At 51.0% G+C, this 18,104-nt stretch carries 18 protein-coding genes and 1 riboswitch; of the genes, 7 read left to right on the top strand and 11 right to left on the bottom strand.

Features of this window, described 5'->3' with window-relative positions:
* Positions 1-2 precede the first annotated feature (2 nt).
* The 3 genes from N7268_RS19745 to mntP all read left to right on the top strand — a co-directional run bounded on the left by N7268_RS19745 (position 3) and on the right by mntP (position 2,359).
* A complete protein-coding gene (locus N7268_RS19745; protein WP_198903932.1) occupies positions 3-854 on the top strand; it encodes a PTS mannose transporter subunit IID in 852 nt (283 codons plus the stop codon).
* Between the two features lie 60 nt (positions 855-914).
* Positions 915-1,373 (top strand): DUF986 family protein, encoded by a 459-nt coding sequence (locus N7268_RS19740; RefSeq protein ID WP_260864150.1) that lies wholly within the window; start codon positions 915-917, stop codon positions 1,371-1,373.
* Between the two features lie 198 nt (positions 1,374-1,571).
* A riboswitch (yybP-ykoY riboswitch) is annotated at positions 1,572-1,671 on the top strand.
* 121 nt (positions 1,672-1,792) lie between these two features.
* Complete coding sequence (mntP, locus tag N7268_RS19735; RefSeq protein WP_260864149.1) at positions 1,793-2,359, top strand: manganese efflux pump MntP; 567 nt, start codon at positions 1,793-1,795, stop codon at positions 2,357-2,359.
* Here mntP and rlmA read toward each other — a convergent pair.
* From rlmA to mgrB, 6 genes are all read right to left on the bottom strand, one after another.
* Entirely contained in the window at positions 2,356-3,165 is an 810-nt protein-coding gene (gene rlmA / locus N7268_RS19730) for a 23S rRNA (guanine(745)-N(1))-methyltransferase (RefSeq protein ID WP_260864148.1), read from the bottom strand. The genes mntP and rlmA overlap by 4 nt on opposite strands.
* A 63-nt stretch (positions 3,166-3,228) precedes the next feature.
* A complete protein-coding gene (ftsI, locus tag N7268_RS19725) occupies positions 3,229-4,974 on the bottom strand; it encodes a peptidoglycan glycosyltransferase FtsI (RefSeq protein WP_260864147.1) in 1,746 nt (581 codons plus the stop codon).
* Between the two features lie 219 nt (positions 4,975-5,193).
* Positions 5,194-5,403, bottom strand: a complete 210-nt coding sequence (gene cspE, locus N7268_RS19720; RefSeq protein WP_001062678.1) for a transcription antiterminator/RNA stability regulator CspE — start codon at positions 5,401-5,403, stop codon at positions 5,194-5,196.
* A 12-nt stretch (positions 5,404-5,415) separates the two neighbouring features.
* A complete protein-coding gene (locus N7268_RS19715; protein ID WP_003034983.1) occupies positions 5,416-5,559 on the bottom strand; it encodes a DUF2627 domain-containing protein in 144 nt (47 codons plus the stop codon).
* 637 nt (positions 5,560-6,196) lie between these two features.
* Positions 6,197-6,478 (bottom strand): YebO family protein, encoded by a 282-nt coding sequence (locus tag N7268_RS19710; protein WP_260864146.1) that lies wholly within the window; start codon positions 6,476-6,478, stop codon positions 6,197-6,199.
* A 74-nt stretch (positions 6,479-6,552) separates the two neighbouring features.
* Positions 6,553-6,696, bottom strand: coding sequence for a PhoP/PhoQ regulator MgrB (gene mgrB / locus N7268_RS19705; RefSeq protein ID WP_003034977.1), 144 nt, complete (start codon positions 6,694-6,696; stop codon positions 6,553-6,555).
* 163 nt (positions 6,697-6,859) lie between these two features.
* Here mgrB and N7268_RS19700 point away from each other — a divergent pair, with 163 nt between their 5' ends.
* Positions 6,860-7,099: a YobH family protein gene (locus tag N7268_RS19700; RefSeq protein WP_198903926.1), complete on the top strand. Its 240-nt coding sequence runs from the start codon at positions 6,860-6,862 to the stop codon at positions 7,097-7,099.
* A gap of 113 nt (positions 7,100-7,212) precedes the next feature.
* On the opposite strand, the gene kdgR is transcribed toward N7268_RS19700, so the two are convergent.
* Positions 7,213-8,004, bottom strand: a complete 792-nt coding sequence (gene kdgR, locus N7268_RS19695) for a DNA-binding transcriptional regulator KdgR (protein WP_260864145.1) — start codon at positions 8,002-8,004, stop codon at positions 7,213-7,215.
* A gap of 175 nt (positions 8,005-8,179) precedes the next feature.
* Here kdgR and N7268_RS19690 point away from each other — a divergent pair, with 175 nt between their 5' ends.
* Positions 8,180-9,553 (top strand): MFS transporter, encoded by a 1,374-nt coding sequence (locus tag N7268_RS19690; protein ID WP_260864144.1) that lies wholly within the window; start codon positions 8,180-8,182, stop codon positions 9,551-9,553.
* Between the two features lie 43 nt (positions 9,554-9,596).
* Here N7268_RS19690 and htpX read toward each other — a convergent pair whose 3' ends face one another.
* From htpX to N7268_RS19670, 4 genes are all read right to left on the bottom strand, one after another.
* A complete protein-coding gene (gene htpX / locus N7268_RS19685) occupies positions 9,597-10,478 on the bottom strand; it encodes a protease HtpX (protein WP_137363906.1) in 882 nt (293 codons plus the stop codon).
* A gap of 192 nt (positions 10,479-10,670) precedes the next feature.
* Entirely contained in the window at positions 10,671-12,719 is a 2,049-nt protein-coding gene (gene prc, locus N7268_RS19680; protein WP_198903923.1) for a carboxy terminal-processing peptidase, read from the bottom strand.
* A gap of 19 nt (positions 12,720-12,738) precedes the next feature.
* Positions 12,739-13,425, bottom strand: a complete 687-nt coding sequence (proQ, locus tag N7268_RS19675) for an RNA chaperone ProQ (RefSeq protein WP_198903922.1) — start codon at positions 13,423-13,425, stop codon at positions 12,739-12,741.
* A gap of 96 nt (positions 13,426-13,521) precedes the next feature.
* A complete protein-coding gene (locus N7268_RS19670) occupies positions 13,522-14,019 on the bottom strand; it encodes a GAF domain-containing protein (RefSeq protein WP_260864143.1) in 498 nt (165 codons plus the stop codon).
* Between the two features lie 128 nt (positions 14,020-14,147).
* On the opposite strand from N7268_RS19670, the gene yebS reads away from it, so the two are divergent.
* Together yebS and N7268_RS19660 are read left to right on the top strand one after the other, a co-directional pair.
* Entirely contained in the window at positions 14,148-15,431 is a 1,284-nt protein-coding gene (gene yebS / locus N7268_RS19665) for a membrane integrity lipid transport subunit YebS (protein WP_260864142.1), read from the top strand.
* Positions 15,400-18,033, top strand: coding sequence for a PqiB family protein (locus N7268_RS19660; protein ID WP_260864141.1), 2,634 nt, complete (start codon positions 15,400-15,402; stop codon positions 18,031-18,033). The genes yebS and N7268_RS19660 overlap by 32 nt, the downstream gene beginning before the upstream one ends.
* The last annotated feature ends 71 nt before the right edge of the window (positions 18,034-18,104 follow it).

Here is an 18,104-nt window from a genome sequence, read left to right as displayed (position 1 = left end):
AAATGGTTGATATGACTAAAACTACCACCGAGAAAAAACTCACTCAGAGTGACATTCGTGGCGTGTTCATTCGTTCTAACCTGTTTCAGGGTTCATGGAACTTCGAACGTATGCAGGCGCTGGGTTTTTGTTTCTCCATGGTACCGGCTATCCGCCGCTTGTACCCGGAAAACAACGACGCACGTAAACAAGCGATTAAACGTCACCTGGAATTCTTTAACACCCATCCGTACGTCGCAGCGCCTGTACTGGGCGTAACGCTGGCGATGGAAGAACAGCGTGCTAACGGCGCAGAGATTGACGATGGTGCTATCAACGGTATCAAAGTTGGTCTGATGGGTCCGCTGGCAGGCGTGGGCGACCCGATTTTCTGGGGTACTGTACGTCCGGTATTCGCCGCACTCGGCGCAGGTATCGCGATGAGCGGCAGCCTGCTTGGACCACTGCTGTTCTTTATCCTGTTCAACATGGTTCGTCTGGCGACCCGTTACTACGGTGTGGCATACGGTTACCGTAAAGGTGTCGATATCGTTAAAGATATGGGCGGCGGCTTCCTGCAAAAACTGACTGAGGGGGCGTCAATCCTCGGCCTGTTTGTCATGGGGGCATTGGTTAACAAGTGGACGCACGTCAACATCCCGCTGGTAGTTTCTACTATCACGGGTCAGGATGGCCAGACACGTGTTACCACCGTACAGACTATCCTTGATCAGCTGATGCCTGGCCTGGTACCGCTGTTGCTGACCTTCGCCTGTATGTGGCTGCTGCGTAAGAAAGTGAACCCACTGTGGATCATCGTTGGCTTCTTCGTCATCGGTATCGCGGGTTACGCTGTCGGTCTGCTCGGCCTGTAAGAGTGTTGTCTATCACCGGGGGCTTGCCCCCGGTTTTTCTATTTAGAGGGTTGAGGATTCATGACTATCACGGACCTGGTGCTGGTTCTTTTTATCTTATCGCTACTGGCGTTCGCCATTTACGATCAGTTCATCATGCCCCGCCGTAATGGCCCTACTCTGCTTACTGTTCTCCTGCTGCCGCGCAGCCGTGTTGATAGCGTTATCTTCATTGGGTTGATCGTCATTCTTATCTACAACAATATCACCAGCCACGGGGCGCAATTTACCACATGGTTATTATGTGCACTGGTATTGATGGGGTTGTATCTGTTCTGGATCCGTACACCCAAAATCATCTTTAAACAAAAAGGTTTTTTCTTCGCCAATGTTTGGGTTGAATATAACCGGATTAAAGAGATGAATTTATCGGAAGATGGCGTGCTGGTTATGCAATTAGAACAGCGGCGATTGCTCATCCGCGTACGAAATATAGACGACCTTGAGAAGATATATAAATTACTAATCTCAAATCAATAACTTAGAAATATAGCCTGAACTATGTTTTCGGTATATCAGTAAACATTAAACATAGCTAAGGCTATATTCCATTTCCCCGCTTGTTATTTTATTTAACGTTTTATCCATAATTAAATCTAAATGAAAATCGTTTTCAATTAGAAGTCAAATAATATTTTCCTCCTTTCTTGTTTTATATTCTCAAAATATGTTAAGGTTGCGCCCGTCATTGGGGAGTAGCCGATTTCCAGACTCCGGAAATGTACGTGTCAACATACTCGTTGAAAAACGTGGCGCGTACGGACTGAACACTCAGGTTTAGTCAGGCGAGACCATAGACACATCAACTGCAATGCATACCGTATGAACTGCGTGTTCTGGCGTGCATGGTTACTGGGGGCAGTGATGTGTTTAATGGATACCCCGGTCAGGATGCTGTTATGAATATCACCGCTACTGTTCTCCTCGCGTTCGGCATGTCGATGGATGCTTTCGCTGCATCAATTGGCAAAGGTGCCACCCTGCATAAACCCAAATTCTCTGAAGCGCTACGCACTGGCCTTATTTTTGGCGCAGTCGAAACCCTGACGCCGTTAATTGGCTGGGGAATGGGCATGCTGGCAAGTAAATTCGTCCTCGAGTGGAACCACTGGATTGCCTTCATCCTGCTGATATTTTTAGGCGGACGAATGATCATCGAAGGTTTCCGCGACAATGGCGATGAAGATGAAGAGCCACAGCGTCGCCACGGTTTTTGGTTACTGGTCACTACCGCTATCGCCACCAGCCTTGACGCGATGGCCGTCGGTGTAGGCCTGGCATTCTTGCAGGTAAACATCATCGCCACTGCGCTGGCCATCGGCTGCGCTACGCTGATCATGTCCACACTCGGTATGATGATTGGTCGTTTTATTGGCCCGATGCTAGGCAAACGGGCCGAAATCCTGGGCGGGGTGGTTCTGATCGGAATTGGCGCCCAGATCCTCTGGGCTCACTTCCACGGTTAATTGATACGCTGCCAGATATGAATGCTAAAGTCTGTCTGGCAGTTAAAGGTCTTTTCCCCCGCCAGCGCTTCCCACACTTCCGGTTTTGCTCGCCAGGCAAACGGCGTCATTTGCAGTAATGCGACAGCCTCGCTGCCATTGAGCTGCATCTGATACCCCAGCGCAATGCTCTGTTTCAGTTCAAAACCGTCCAGTTGCTCGGCATGTGGCGCATGCAGGCGCACGTCGTCATAGATCAAGCCCTTCAGCTCCATCAAATGACGCGGCCCCGGCGTCGCCGTGATCACCCATCCTCCCGGTTTCACCACACGAGCCAGTTCTTGCGCCTTGCAGGGCGCGTAGATCCTGATGATGGCGTCCATTGACGCATCGGCAAAAGGCAGACGATGGCTGGAGGCGACGCAAAAGGTCACTTGCGGATAGCGTCTGGCTGCGGCCTTAATCGCCACTTTCGCGACATCAAGGCCAAACGTTGCGCGAGCCCCCGGCACATCGGCAAATGCATGAGTGTAATACCCCTCACCACAGCCGATATCCAGAATCGTCGCGTCGTCTGAACTCAGTGCTTCTTTCAGCACATTCACGATGGCATCACGCAGCGGCTGATAATGTCCGGCATCAAGAAATGCCCGACGCGCCTGCATCATTTCAGCACTGTCACCTGGGTCGCGCGAGCGCTTATGCTGAACAGGAAGTAAGTTGACATACCCTTCTTTCGCCACATCAAACTGATGCCGCCCAGGGCAGACAAAACTGTTTTTCGCTTGAGTGAGGGGCTGGTGGCAAAGAGGACAGGAAAACGACATGACAACTCCGGCAGGTGACTTAAGGGCGCAAGTGTAACGCGAATTGCGCCCTGGGAAAATAACTTACAGCGACGGAGAAAGTTCGTGATTGCCGTGCATAACCAGCAAATGATCCGAGTTGGCAGGCATCGCATCCGGTTTCACGTTTTCCAGACGCAAAACATCCCCCATGATCTGGCTAAAGACAGGCGCTGAAACCGCACCACCGTAATACGCCCCGTTTTGCGGATTGTTGATTACCACCACCAGCGCGAATTTGGGGTCGCTCGCCGGAGCAACGCCTGCGGTGTACGCCACGTATTTATCGACATATTTACCGTCATCGCCAATTTTCTTCGCTGTCCCGGTTTTAACAGCGACGCGATAATCTCGTACTGCCGCTTTTGTTCCCCCACCGCCTGGCAACGCGACGCTTTCCATCATATGTTCAACCTGATGCACCAGTGTCTCCGGCATCACACGCGTCCCAATCACGGGCGGGTCAATACGTGTAATTGAAAGCGGCCGATAGATACCAAAGCTGCCTATCGTGGCGTAGACATGCGCCAACTGTAGCGGCGTCACCATCAATCCGTAGCCAAACGCGAAGGTCGCGCGATCCAGATCGCTCCAGTAACGTCGCTGGGGCATTAAACCGCTGCTTTCGCCGGTTAAGCCGAGACCCGTTGGATCACCAAAACCAAAGTTTTTGTACGTATCCAGCAGGCGTTGCACAGGCATCGCCAGCGAGAGATGAGACACCCCGGTATCGCTCGATTTTTGCAAAATACCGGTCAGCGAGAGCTCAGGGTAAAAGCCGACGTCACGAATCCGGTGCCCGTCTACATTAAAGGGATGAGTATCAATCACGCTATCAGGCTGCACAATACCCTGTTGAAGTGCGGTCATGATCACCAACGGTTTGACGGTAGAGCCCGGTTCAAAGGTGTCACTGATCGCGCGGTTGCGAAAATCATCCAGCACTGCGCCATCACGGTTGTTGGGATTGAAGTCGGGGAAACTGGCCATCGACAGAATTTCACCGGTTGCGATACTGACCAGCACGGCGGCCCCGGATTCGGCTTTATTCCACGTCACGGCATTATCCAGCGCATCTTCCGTGACCGTCTGCAAACGCTCATCAATACTCAGCTGCAGTTCATGCGCAGGCACTGGCAACACTTCCGTGATGTTTTCGATCACATGCCCAAATTTATCTTTACGCACCAGGCGGGAGCCGGGTTTTCCCATCAACTGCGAATTGAAGCTTTTCTCAATACCTTCAATGCCCTGACCATCAATGTTCGTAAAGCCAATCAGATTGGCGGCGACATGACCGGCAGGATAGAAGCGACGGGACTCTTCGCGCAGATTAATGCCCGGCAGATTGAGATCATCAACCCATTCAGCCTGCTGAGGTGAAATTTGTCGCGCCAGATAGATAAAGCGTCCGGCAGGGTTACTGTTAACGCGTTGCGCCAGTGCGCTAAGCGACAGGTGCAGGTTCTTCGCCAGCGCCTGCCAGCGCGCGTCATAGCCCACGCCGCCTTTGCTTGTGATGACTTTCGGATCGGCCCAGACGGCGTTGACCGGTACGCTTACCGCCAGCGGCCGCCCTTCCCGGTCGGTGATCATTCCGCGTGGCGAGGCCGTTGTTACCTCGCGGAGAGAACGCATGTCCTCTTGCTTGACCAGATTCGTCGGCGTAACAATTTGTAGCCACGCAACCCGGCCGAGTAGCAATCCCAGACTTAATAATATTGCCACACAAAGCAGGGCAAAACGTACGGGTGTAAAATTGCGAGCATCGCCGTCGTTTTTCTTTTTCACCTGGTCTCCAGCAAGCTTGTTATTCAGGTGACTGATTTAACGGGAATTGGCGGGATAAAGCGGGTAAAACAATGCTACGAACATCATGCCTTTGCAACAAAGCGCTAATAGAAAGGCTTTCGGAAACATTTAGACGTAATTTGAATTAAAAAGCCCCGCATGAGCGAGGCTTTATATCTGAGATTGTTGCGCCTGGGCGCTTCAAATCAGTGGTATCGATCAGATAGCTGTTACGTTAACAGCAGCCGGACCTTTCTGGCCGTCCTGAATTTCGAACTCAACGTTCTGGCCTTCAGCCAGAGTTTTGAAGCCGTTACCCTGGATAGCGGAGAAGTGTACGAACACGTCTTTGCTGCCATCAGCCGGAGTAATGAAACCAAAACCTTTAGACTCGTTGAACCACTTAACTTGACCTTTAATCTTTGCCATTTGCAAAATTCCTTAGAGTATTTTCTTCGCCCGCAGGCATAACATAGATAAAACTGAGACATTACTGCTTGAGGCACTAATATAAGGTTCGGCAGAGAAGCGGTATTCAACGTCAACGTGTTTACTCAGGACTTCTTTACTGAAAATGCCACACATAAACAGAACTGTACCTCGTTTAACCCAAAACGTGTTATCACATACAACGTTAATAATGGCAAGCCATTTTTAAACGTGTCTCGATCAGTCGCACAATTCCTGAAGTTCATCAAACGGTAACTGCACAGTTATGCGACAGACTGCGTAGTGATATATCCTCGCCGCCCTCACCTTGCTCCCGCTGACTGGCGCCATTGCAGGGGCATTCTTACCATAGCTCAATAGGTTCGGTTGTTCCAGATTATCTATCACGGCTTTTGCTGGTTATCATTTTTTATGCTTAGTAATGCATAAAATGTCACAAGCGTAAAAATGAGATCCGCATTCTGATTTTTCACCAAAATAATGTAAGTTTGATGACAATGCACAAAAAAAGTAAGAGAAACGTTTCGCTGATAATAAAACCGATCATTATCACAAAAATGACATAATCATATTATTGTCGTATGGGTAATTATATTTATTTCCAACCGGGGATATGAAATTAATTGGTCAGAGCATCTGAAATGTATGGGGTAACATGCACGTCAGTGCACATAGATGTGATGGTTACAGAAGAAAATCATCTGACATCGTTGACGACAGGATGATGCTTCTGAGAATACCCTCAGCAGAACTCACCCTGTCTTCCTGAGTACTACCGTTCCGCTACCAGACGAATGATATCATCATCGCTGTCCTGGTTTTGCGCTGCAGGCTCCGCTGCTTTTTCTGGTTCGTTAGCTTCACAAAGACGACGCAGCAATGCATTCTGTCGTTTTTGCTGATCTAACAACGCTTCAAGCAGTTCTATCTGCTCGTTGGTACGCGAACTTGCCCGATTGATGAAGAACCACAACACAAGCCCGAGAACCAGAACCACCACCGATACAACAAAAGGCACAAAACTTAACGCGCCAGAGTTCAAAACTTCGTTCATTTCACCACCTCAATGTAGACAGCGTAGTTTACCACTGCCGCACAAGAAGGTAATCAACAGTTGCAAAAATGCGCTTACCACGGAATAAATTTATTGATGGCGCAAATTCCGCTGAAAAATTGCACATCCTGATCGCACATGATGTTGAACACTTGCGCCCACATCAGTATGCATACCAACACGACAACAATCAGCACCACCCACCGAATTTTTTTCACTCCCACTCCACTCTCGAATCTACATCTTATGCCGATAAATTATCATGCGGTACCTAAACCCAGCGTTAACTGTAACGGCATTAGATGTTTTTAGGAATGATTCACTTGTTTCATACCATGTACAGGCTAATCTAATAATAACGAAAAATGATAAGAGGTTGTAATGCGTCTGATTATCCGCGCTATTGTGTTGTTAGCTCTGGTTTGGATCGGTTTATTACTGAGCGGCTATGGTGTTTTGATAGGAAGTAAGGAGAATGCGGCGGGTCTGGGTCTGCAATGTCAATATCTTACCGCCCGCGGGACAAGTACCGCGCAATATGTCCACACTAACAGTGGTATCATTGGCCTGTCGGATTGCCCCCTGTTAAGGAAAAGCACCGTGGTTGTCGATAACGGTTAAAATAAGAACAGAAAAATCGGTAAGGTATTTGTTACTACGCCCCTTCTATTAGTCATTAAAAAGCCCCGGTAAAAAACACCTGGGGCTTTTTTACATGACGCTTATTTGTCAGATCAGAATGGATAGTCGTTATAACCCATTTGCTCTGAAATTTTACGCGCTGCCGTATGCAGCATTTCAACATACTCGTGTAAACGTTCTTCTGAGAAACGCAACGTCGGGAATGAAATACTCAACCCTGCGATGACCACGCCGAAACGATCAAACACCGGTACGCCAATGCAGCGCAGACCTTCTTCCTGCTCTTCATTATCTTCGCCATAACCCTGCTCACGAACTTTATCCAGCAGCACCAGCAATTCATCGGTATTGGTTATCGTACGATCGGTACTTTGTTTGTATTCAACGCCATCCAGAATTTGTTTCACTTCTTCACGGTCACGCCATGCCAGCAGCACTTTACCAATAGCGGTGCTGTATAGCGGGTTACGACGACCGACACGAGAATACATACGCAAATTGTACATCGAGTCAATTTTGTGGATGTAAACGATGCTGTCTTCATCCAGCGCACCAAGATGCACGGTTTCTTTTGTCAGACGCGACAACTCACGCATCTGAATATCAGCGCTACGGATCAAATCAACGTTTTGCAACGCGCGAGCGCCCAGCTCAAACAGTTTAAGGGTCAGAGAGTATTTCTCGGATTCCCCTTCTTGTGCCACATAACCCAGCGTTTTCATGGTCTGCAAAAAGCGATAAACGGTGCTTTTTGACATCATGACGCGTTGCGACAATTCGGTAATACCAATCTCGCGCTCTTCACCCAGCGCCTGCAGAATGCCAAAAACCTTCAGCACGGAAGATACAGAATCGGGTTGTTTGTCCAGATCTGCGATAGCCATTTATCACCTCATTACGAGTGTTTTATAAAAATCAGAACCGGTTTTTATTATAATTTCACGTACCGGCGCTCGCAATCCATCTTTGCTTACTTAGTTACAAATCTGCGACATAACACCTGAATATCAATGCTAAAATCATTATTCTCATCATAATTTCCGACGATATCGACTTCCTATGGAAAAAATCCAGGCAGATGGTCTGCCATTGCCCCAGCGTTATGGGGCAATTTTAACCATTATTATTGGCATCTCTATGGCCGTATTGGATGGCGCAATTGCTAACGTTGCCCTTCCGACTATTGCTACCGATCTTCAGGCATCGCCTGCCAGTTCAATTTGGATCGTGAACGCCTACCAAATTGCTATTGTGGTTTCGTTGTTATCTCTTTCCTTTTTGGGTGACATGTTTGGCTATCGACGCATTTATAAATGTGGTCTGGTCGTTTTTCTGCTGGCTTCGCTATTTTGTGCCCTGTCAGATTCTCTGCACATGCTGACGCTGGCGCGCGTCGCTCAGGGCTTTGGCGGTGCGGCGCTGATGAGCGTCAACACGGCGCTGATCCGGCTGATTTATCCCCATCGCCAACTTGGCCGAGGAATGGGCATTAACTCCTTTATCGTCGCGGTTTCCTCAGCGGCGGGCCCCACCATTGCCGCGGCAATCCTCTCTATTGCCTCGTGGAAATGGTTATTCCTGATTAACGTCCCGCTGGGTATTATCGCGCTGCTATTAGCCATGCGTTTTCTGCCACCCAATACCCCTCGCAGCAATAAACCCCGCTTTGATCTGCCCAGTGCGGTGATGAACGCGCTTACCTTTGGCTTGCTGATTACGGCACTCAGTGGATTTGCACAAGGACAATCACTTACGCTGACAGGCGCCGAACTTGCAGGGTTACTGATAGTAGGGTTTTTCTTTATCCGCCGCCAACTTGCACTGCCTGTCCCGTTACTACCGGTCGATCTCCTGCGCATACCGCTCTTTTCGCTCTCCATTTGTACCTCTATCTGCTCCTTTTGCGCGCAGATGCTGGCCATGGTTTCATTGCCGTTCTTTCTGCAAACGGTGTTAGGACGTAGCGAAGTCGAAACAGGGTTGCTGCTGACGCCATGGCCGCTTGCCACCATGGTCATGGCGCCGCTGGCCGGCTATTTAATTGAACGCGTCCATGCCGGGTTGTTAGGTGCGCTGGGAATGGCGCTTATGGCGAGTGGATTATTTTCGCTGGTGCTCCTGCCCTCTTCACCCACGGATTTTAATATCATCTGGCCGATGATTCTCTGCGGAGCGGGATTTGGTCTGTTCCAGTCGCCAAACAATCACACCATCATCACTTCCGCGCCACGGGAACGCAGCGGAGGCGCAAGCGGGATGCTGGGCACGGCACGCTTACTGGGACAGAGTAGTGGTGCGGCGTTGGTGGCGCTGATGTTGAACCAGTTTGGCGACAGCGGGACACACGTCTCGCTGATCACCGCAGGCGTACTGGCTGCGATAGCGGCAGTTGTCAGTGGTTTGCGTATTACGCAACCCCGGGTTCAGGCGTAAAAAAAGCGCGTCCTACGACGCGCTTTTCCTGTTCTGCAGCGGCTTATTTCAGGTATTCACCGCTACGCAAGGCTTCAATACGTTTATCCAGTGGCGGGTGGGTCATAAACAACTCACTCAACGATTTGGATTTACCGTTAATGCAGAATGCCATCATGCTGGTTGCTTCCTGCGGCTCATAGCTGGTTTTCAGACGTTGCAGCGCCGCAATCATTTTCTCGCGACCTACCAGTTTTGCTGAACCGGCATCCGCGTGGAATTCACGATGACGTGAGAACCACATGGTAATGATGCTTGCCAGGATACCAAACACCAGCTCCAGTACCGTTGCGACGGCAAAGTAGATGAGCGGGTTACCATTGCTCTCCTCGCCTTCATCACGATTTCCACCCATGAAACCGGCGGCAATTTGCGCAAGAATACGCGAGATAAAGATAACAAAGGTGTTCACTACGCCCTGGATCAGCGTCATGGTGACCATATCGCCATTGGCAATGTGGCTGATTTCATGGGCAATAACGGCTTCAGCTTCATCCGGGCTCATGTTTTGCAACAGACCGGTACTGACCGCCACCAGCGAGGCATCCCGGCGCGCACCGGTTGCAAACGCGTTAATATCTGGCGCATGGTAGATAGCGACCTGCGGCATAGCGATCCCGGCCTGACGAGCCTGATTCGCTACCGTATTCATCAGCCAGCGTTCTCTTTCATTACGGGGTTGCTCGATCACTTCCCCGCCAACGGATTTTAACGCCATCCATTTGGACATCAGCAGCGAAATGAAGGAACCACCAAAACCAAACAGCAGTGCCATAATCAACAAGCCTTGAACGCTGCTTGACTGAATCCCTGTCAGGCTCAATACCAGCCCGAAAACGACCATCACAGCCAGGTTCGTCAGCAGGAAGAGCGCGATTCGCATCATAATTTTCTTTTAACCTCAATTTAACAAAACGCACTATGCGATTACCCATATCGTATGGGTCTTGCGGCTATTTTCAAGCATCCATAGGTGCTAAGTCACCAGAAAGACACAACTTTACATTTTATTGTATCTGGCTGACGACTTCATGCGCTTGTTAAAAAAACAGGCACAATTTCTTGTGCCTGTTTGACGTTACTGACTGGTTGCGGGCTGTTCCGCTGGCTTCTCTTTTTCAAGATGCGCCAGGTCGAGCGCGATTTTTACCGTCTCATCCAGATACGGATCCGGCTCCTGGTAATCCTTCGGCAGATCATCCAGTTTCTTCAACAGCGGCTTGCCTTCGCGTTTGAAGCGATCGTTGATACGCGCCAGACGCAGGGCGTCGTCTTCGTTATTCTCTTTCTCACGCTGAGCGTAATTGAGAGAGGCGATATTACGCTTATCCTTCATCGCATTGAAACGCGCAATGTCCTTCATGATGTACTGGAACTCAGGATCGTTCGCAATACGTGCATTATGCTCTTTCAGCAATTCAGGACCGAACGGCGTCAGATTCTCGGACTTAGTATAGGTTGCCGCATCGACACTATCCCATGGCAGCGCGTTATCTTCGAACTTCTCACCGGTTTCAGTCTCTTCATTACCTGTCGGCATGATGATGTCCGGCGTAACGCCCTTACGCTGCGTGCTTCCGCCGTTCACACGGTAGAATTTCTGGATGGTGTACTGCACAGAACCCAATGCCGGCCATTCCGGGCGCAGCATCTGATCGTAAATACGGTTCAGAGAGCGGTACTGCTGTACGGTACCTTTACCGAAGGTCGGTTCACCCACAATCAACGCGCGACCGTAATCCTGCATTGCCGCAGCAAAAATTTCGGATGCCGACGCGCTAAAGCGATCAACCAGCACGACCAGCGGGCCTTTATAGTAAACAACGCCGTCGGTATCGCTGTCTTCACGTACCTTGCCGTTATTGTCGCGAACCTGTACAACCGGGCCAGAAGGAATGAACAGACCAGAAAGCGACACCGCTTCGGTCAAGGCTCCCCCGCCGTTGGTACGCAGGTCGATAACCACACTGCTGACGTTCTGTTTTTCCAGTTTCTGCAACTGAACTTTGACGTCATCCGTCAAGCCAACGTAGAAACCAGGAATATCCAGCACACCAACTTTTTCTTTGCCAACGGTCTTCACCGACATTTTGACTGCACGGTCTTCAAGACGAATACGTTCACGCGTCAACGTTACCGTACGCGTCTTCGTCCCTTTACCCGCAGGCAGAATTTCAAGACGAACCTTGCTGCCTTTTGGCCCTTTGATCAGCGCAACGACGTCATCAAGACGCCAGCCAATCACGTCAACCATGCCTTTGCCCGTCTGGCCCACACCGACAATACGATCGCCTACGCTGATCGCCTTGCTCTTGGCTGCCGGACCGCCCGCCACCATGGAGTTAATGACCGTATAGTCATCATCCATTTGCAGAACTGCGCCAATACCTTCCAGAGACAAGCTCATTTCGGTATTGAATTGTTCAGTGTTACGCGGGGACAAATAGTTGGTATGCGGATCGATTTCGCGCGCAAAGGCAGTCATCGCCAGTGAGAACACATCTTCACTGTTGGTCTGCGCCAGACGGCGAATCGCGAATTTGTAACGACGCGTCAGCGTTTCGCGGATTTCAGCATCGGTCTTGCCGGTGAGTTTCAGACTCAGCTCATCGAATTTAACCTTGCCATCCCACAGCGCATTGAGCTCAGCTTCGCTTTTCGGCCATGGCGCTTTACTGCGATCCAGGTTAAAGGTGTCGTTACCCGTGAAATCCATTGGACGCGCCAGCACGCTTAATGCGTACTGATAACGTTCAAACCGGCGCTTTTGCGCCAGATTATAGAGATCGTAAAAGACATCCAGCTTGCCTGTACGCAGTTCATCGGCCAGGGCAGTTTTCTTTTTAGCAAACTGCTCAATATCGCTCGCCAACAGCACGTTATGGCTGTAGTCGAGCAGATTCAGATAGCGGTCGAAAATTTTTGCCGAAAACGCCTGATCCAGATCGAACTGGCGATAGTGTGAACGCGTAAAACGCGATGTCACACGCTCGCTCACCGTCGCATGTTGCGTTTCTTCCTTTAATACGGGGATTTGATCGGCACGCGTGATGTCTTCTGCAGCGAGAGTCTGGCCTGCAAATGCAAGCAGACCAGCTAACGCAGTAAGCCTAAAAAAAGTGTTCATGCCAGGCCAGGCCTCCGTTTCAGAACACCAGGTGTTCTGCGCGTACAATCAAAGACATACCCGAATTCAGCTGTACACGGACGCCATCTTTGGTGATTTCTAATACGGTGGCATCCATCGCATTATTACCTGCTTTCACCTTCAAGGACTGCCCTACCGTCAGCACTGAAATATCAGACACTGGGGTATGCTGTTCTTCGCGAGGCGCGCGTGGTGCTTTCGCAGCTGGTTTTTCAGCGCGAGGTTTACGCTCTGCGCTTTCTTTACGACGCGGCGCTGGACGTGGCTTACGCTCACGACGCGGTGCATCTTCTTTTTCACCAGCAGCAGCTGCCGCTTCGCGTTTTTTCGCCTGTTGCTCTGCACGTTGCGCCTGAACGCGGGCTTTTGCTTCTTCAAGCTGTTTACGCGCATGCTCAACGTGTTGCTCATCCAGCTCACCGCATGGGTTGCCGTCGAGATCGACACGTGTTGCGCCCAGCTTAACGCCATACAGATAGCGCCAGCTTGAAGTGTAGAGACGTAAGGCAGAACGAAGTTGCGTCTTGCTGAGGTTCATTTCCCCCTCAATTCGCTCTACCAGATCCTGAAAAATGCCAATTTTCAGCGGGCGCGCTTCGCCTTCCGCACTAAAACACTGCGGGAAGCGTTCGGCCAGAAACGCGATGACTTCTTTACTGCTATTCAACTTAGGTTGATTTTCCATGAAATTTCCTGATTACAACGGACGTAGCCAACAAGCGCAGGCATGAACAGGCGTCATTATAATGACGCCATCAGTAATTGCTACGTTATCCGTTGATTATCCTGCGACGGGCGCAAAGAATTTTTTGTAATCCGTCATTGCAAGCACGGTTTCAAGCTGGGCGACAAGCGTACGCAGCCCCTGTTCATCTTTTTCGGTAAATCGCCCAAACGCCGTGCTATCAATATCCAGCACGCCGATCAGCTGATTTTCAACCGTTATCGGCAATACTATTTCAGCATTGCTGGCAGCGTCGCAAGCAATATGCCCATCAAAGGCGTGAACGTCCTCAATACGCTGTACCTGGTTTTGCGCGACCGCTGTACCACATACACCACGCCCGACCGGGATGCGCACACAGGCAATCTTGCCCTGGAAAGGGCCAAGCACCAGCGTGTCATTCTCAAGCAGGTAAAAACCGGCCCAGTTCACTTCTGAAAGACGCTCGTACAGCAACGCACTGGTATTCGCCAACGTTGCCAGAAAACTTGTTTCACCTGCCATCAATGCCTGAAAATCACGGTTCAGATCCGTGTATAGCTCTGTTTTGTTCATTATGTAATCACTTAGTTGTCTTACTTATCGCTGCAGCCTACTAAAATAAACATTAAATGCGTTAATGCTCAAGATCATTCCCGTCATGAGTTAAGATAACATTACTCTAACACTTTGATCCGCGATACATGGCCTTAACGACTCCACGCATTACGCCACGAAAAAAAATAGCGATCAGGTCCATCGGTGAGGCGCTACCGCGCGCGCATTACCAACGCTGTCCCGAATGCGACATGCTATTTAGCCTGCCGAAGATGCGTTCGCACCAAAGTGCATACTGTCCACGCTGCCAGGCGAAAATCCGTGACGGGCGCGACTGGTCCTTAACACGACTGGCGGCAATGGCCGTTACGATGCTATTGCTGATGCCCTTCGCCTGGGGAGAACCGCTCTTACATATCCATTTATTAGGGGTGCGTATCGACGCCAATGTCCTTCAGGGGATCTGGCAGATGACCCGACAAGGCGATCCGTTGACCGCATCCTTCGTGCTCTTTTGCGTGGCAGGCGCGCCAATCATACTCGTGACCTCAATCGCTTATCTGTGGTTTGGAAATATTCTGGGCATGAACCTGCGTCCGGTATTGCTGATGCTGGAAAGGCTCAAAGAGTGGGTGATGCTGGATATCTACCTGGTGGGTATCGGCGTTGCCTCCATCAAAGTGCAGGACTACGCGTTTTTGCAACCCGGTGTGGGACTTTTTGCTTTTATTGCGCTGGTGATCCTCAGTATTCTGACCCTGTCTCATCTCAATGTAGAGCAACTGTGGGAACGCTTTTATCCGCAGCGGCCAGCCCGTCGCCCAGATGAGCAGTTGCGCGTGTGTCTCGGTTGTCACTTTACGGGCTATCCAGACGCTCGTGGACGCTGCCCTCGCTGTCACATTCCGTTGCGCTGGCGCAGAAATCAGAGTATCCAAAAATGTTGGGCCGCACTATTGGCCTCCATTGTCTTTCTCCTGCCAGCAAACCTGCTGCCCATTTCCGTCATTTATGTCAACGGCGCCCGGCAGGAAGATACGATTTTGTCGGGCATTATGTCACTGGCGAACAGCAATATCGGCGTCGCGGCTATCGTCTTTATCGCCAGTATTCTGGTGCCCTTCACCAAAGTGATCGTCATGTTTACGTTGTTGTTCAGCATCCATTTTAAGTGTGAGCAGGGTTTACGTACGCGTATCCTACTGCTGCGCCTGGTGACCTGGATTGGTCGCTGGTCGATGCTGGATCTCTTTGTTATTGCTTTAACGATGTCGCTGATTAACCGCGATCAGATTCTCGCTTTTACTATGGGACCGGCTGCGTTTTATTTCGGCGCAGCGGTAATATTGACTATTCTTGCAGTGGAATGGCTGGACAGCCGATTACTTTGGGATGCACATGAGTCAGGAAACGCCCGCTTCGCCGACTGAAGCGCAGATTAAAACAAAACGCCGTATCTCTCCGTTCTGGCTGCTGCCCTTCATCGCGCTGATGATCGCAGGATGGCTGATTTGGGGAAGCTATGAGGATCGCGGTAGCACCGTGACGATCGACTTTATGTCGGCGGACGGCATTGTGCCGGGCCGTACCCCTGTGCGCTATCAGGGCGTCGAGGTCGGTACGGTACAGGATATCAGCCTCAGCAAAAATCTGCGCAAAATTGAAGTACGCGTCAGCATCAAATCCAGTATGAAAGATGCGCTGCGCAAAGACACGCAGTTCTGGCTGGTGACGCCAAAAGCGTCGCTGGCGGGTGTCTCTGGCCTCGATGCGCTGGTTGGCGGTAACTATATCGGGATGATGCCTGGTACAGGTGAACCGGAAGATCACTTTGTCGCGCTCGATACACAACCCAAATATCGCCTGAATAACGGCGATTTAATGCTCCATCTGCATGCACCCGACCTCGGCTCTCTCAATAGCGGGTCGCTGGTTTATTTCCGCAAAATCCCGGTCGGTCGGGTTTATGATTACACGATTAACCCTAATCATCAGGGCGTGACGATCGACGTGTTGATTGAGCGCCGATTCACCAATCTGGTGAAAAAAGGCAGCCGTTTCTGGAACGTTTCCGGCGTGAATGCAGATGTCAGTCTCAGCGGCGCGAAAGTCAAACTGGAAAGCCTGGCCGCGCTGGTGAATGGCGCAATCGCCTTTGACTCGCCTGAAGATTCTCAACCTGCCGCCGCAGACGACAATTTCGGTTTGTATCAGGACCTCGCTCACAGTCAGCGCGGCGTGATCGTGAAGCTTGATTTACCCAACGGTGACGGACTCAAGGCCGGCTCAACTTCGCTGATGTATCAGGGACTGGAAGTCGGCCAACTCACCAAACTGGATTTGAATCCAGGTGGAAAAGTCACCGGTGAAATGACGGTCGATCCCAGCGTGGTCACGCTGCTACGGGACAAGACACGCATTGAATTACACAGTCCCAAATTGTCGTTAAGCGATGCCAATCTCAGCGCGTTGCTCACAGGAAAAACCTTCGAACTGGTTCCCGGGGACGGTGAGTCACGTAGCCAGTTTGTGGTCGTTCCCGGCGAACAATCTCTCCTGCACGACCCCGGTGTCATGACACTCACGCTGACCGCACCGGAAAGTTACGGTATTGATGCCGGTCAACCGCTGATCCTGCACGGCGTACAGGTCGGCCAGGTTATTAATCGTACACTGTCCAGCAAAGGGGTTTCGTTTACTGTCGCGATTGAGCCGCAACATCGCGCGCTGGTTCAGGGTGACAGTAAATTTGTGGTCAATAGCCGCGTGGACGTCAAAGTGGGAATTGATGGCGTTGAATTCCTGGGGGCCAGCGCCAGCGAATGGATTAGCGGCGGTATACGCATTTTACCAGGCACTAAGGGTGAAATGAAAGACAGCTACCCGCTGTACGCCAACCTGGAAAAAGCCATCGAAAATAGCCTGAGCGATCTGCCAACCACCACGCTTAGCCTGCGTGCCGAGACCCTGCCGGATGTGCAGGCGGGTTCAGTGGTGTTGTACCGTAAATTCGAGGTGGGTGAAGTGATTAGCGTACGTCCCCGCGCCGACGCCTTTGATATCGATCTGCATATCAAACCGGAATACCGCAACCTGCTGACCAGCAACAGCGTGTTCTGGGCCGAGGGCGGTGCGAAAGTTCAGCTTAACGGCAGTGGACTTACCGTACAGGCCTCTCCCCTGTCACGGGCGCTCAAAGGCGCAATCAGCTTTGATAACCTGAGTGGCGCCAGCGCCAGTCAGCGAAAAGGCGATAAGCGTATTCTGTATGCCTCCGAAACCGCTGCGCGTGCGGTCGGTGGGCAAATTACCCTGCATGCCTTCGACGCGGGTAAACTCGCCGCCGGCATGCCGATTCGTTATCTGGGGATCGATATTGGTCAGATTCAGACCCTTGAACTGATTACGACGCGCAATGAGGTTCAGGCCAAAGCGGTACTGTACCCGGAATACGTTCAGACATTTGCGCGTAACGGCACGCGTTTCTCGGTGATCACCCCGCAAATCTCTGCTGCTGGCGTCGAGCACCTGGATACGATCCTCCAGCCTTACATTAACGTTGAGCCCGGACGCGGCAATCCGCGCCGTGATTTCGAACTGCAGGAAGCGACCATTACTGACTCACGTTACCTTGATGGCCTGAGTATCGTGGTGGAAGCGCCGGAAGCCGGTTCGCTGAATATCGGCACCCCGGTCTTGTTCCGCGGGATTGAAGTCGGAACCATTACCGGGTTGACGCTGGGCTCTCTTTCCGACCGCGTGATGGTCGCCATGCGTATCAGCAAACGGTATCAACACCTGGTGCGTAATAACTCCGTGTTCTGGCTGGCCTCTGGTTACAATCTCGACTTTGGCCTGACCGGCGGAGTGGTGAAAACCGGTACCTTTAATCAGTTCATTCGCGGCGGCATCGCCTTTGCCACCCCGCCAGGAACGCCACTGGCGCCGAAAGCGCAGGAAGGTAAACACTTCCTGTTGCTGGAAAGTGAACCGAAAGAGTGGCGTGAATGGGGAACTGCCCTGCCACGTTAATCTCACCGGCTCCGGCGTACTCGCGCCGGAGCCAATGTGCTACACTGCGCACCTATTTTTTTGCCGGTGGT

This window comes from Citrobacter sp. Marseille-Q6884 (assembly GCF_945906775.1).
Taxonomy (GTDB): domain Bacteria; phylum Pseudomonadota; class Gammaproteobacteria; order Enterobacterales; family Enterobacteriaceae; genus Citrobacter.
Note: the sequence above shows the minus strand (reverse complement) of the source record. Positions and strands in the feature narration are given on the sequence as shown.

Excerpts from the sequence above, each read along its gene's own strand:
- N7268_RS19745 (WP_198903932.1), top strand. The coding sequence starts at position 3 with ATGGTTGATATGACTAAAACTACCACCGAGAAAAAACTCACTCAGAGT.
- N7268_RS19740 (WP_260864150.1), top strand. The coding sequence starts at position 915 with ATGACTATCACGGACCTGGTGCTGGTTCTTTTTATCTTATCGCTACTG.
- mntP (WP_260864149.1), top strand. The coding sequence starts at position 1,793 with ATGAATATCACCGCTACTGTTCTCCTCGCGTTCGGCATGTCGATGGAT.
- rlmA (WP_260864148.1), bottom strand. The coding sequence starts at position 3,165 with ATGTCGTTTTCCTGTCCTCTTTGCCACCAGCCCCTCACTCAAGCGAAA.
- cspE (WP_001062678.1), bottom strand. The coding sequence starts at position 5,403 with ATGGCAAAGATTAAAGGTCAAGTTAAGTGGTTCAACGAGTCTAAAGGT.
- N7268_RS19715 (WP_003034983.1), bottom strand. The coding sequence starts at position 5,559 with ATGTGTGGCATTTTCAGTAAAGAAGTCCTGAGTAAACACGTTGACGTT.
- N7268_RS19710 (WP_260864146.1), bottom strand. The coding sequence starts at position 6,478 with ATGAACGAAGTTTTGAACTCTGGCGCGTTAAGTTTTGTGCCTTTTGTT.
- N7268_RS19700 (WP_198903926.1), top strand. The coding sequence starts at position 6,860 with ATGCGTCTGATTATCCGCGCTATTGTGTTGTTAGCTCTGGTTTGGATC.
- kdgR (WP_260864145.1), bottom strand. The coding sequence starts at position 8,004 with ATGGCTATCGCAGATCTGGACAAACAACCCGATTCTGTATCTTCCGTG.
- N7268_RS19690 (WP_260864144.1), top strand. The coding sequence starts at position 8,180 with ATGGAAAAAATCCAGGCAGATGGTCTGCCATTGCCCCAGCGTTATGGG.
- htpX (WP_137363906.1), bottom strand. The coding sequence starts at position 10,478 with ATGATGCGAATCGCGCTCTTCCTGCTGACGAACCTGGCTGTGATGGTC.
- prc (WP_198903923.1), bottom strand. The coding sequence starts at position 12,719 with ATGAACACTTTTTTTAGGCTTACTGCGTTAGCTGGTCTGCTTGCATTT.
- proQ (WP_198903922.1), bottom strand. The coding sequence starts at position 13,425 with ATGGAAAATCAACCTAAGTTGAATAGCAGTAAAGAAGTCATCGCGTTT.
- N7268_RS19670 (WP_260864143.1), bottom strand. The coding sequence starts at position 14,019 with ATGAACAAAACAGAGCTATACACGGATCTGAACCGTGATTTTCAGGCA.
- yebS (WP_260864142.1), top strand. The coding sequence starts at position 14,148 with ATGGCCTTAACGACTCCACGCATTACGCCACGAAAAAAAATAGCGATC.
- N7268_RS19660 (WP_260864141.1), top strand. The coding sequence starts at position 15,400 with ATGAGTCAGGAAACGCCCGCTTCGCCGACTGAAGCGCAGATTAAAACA.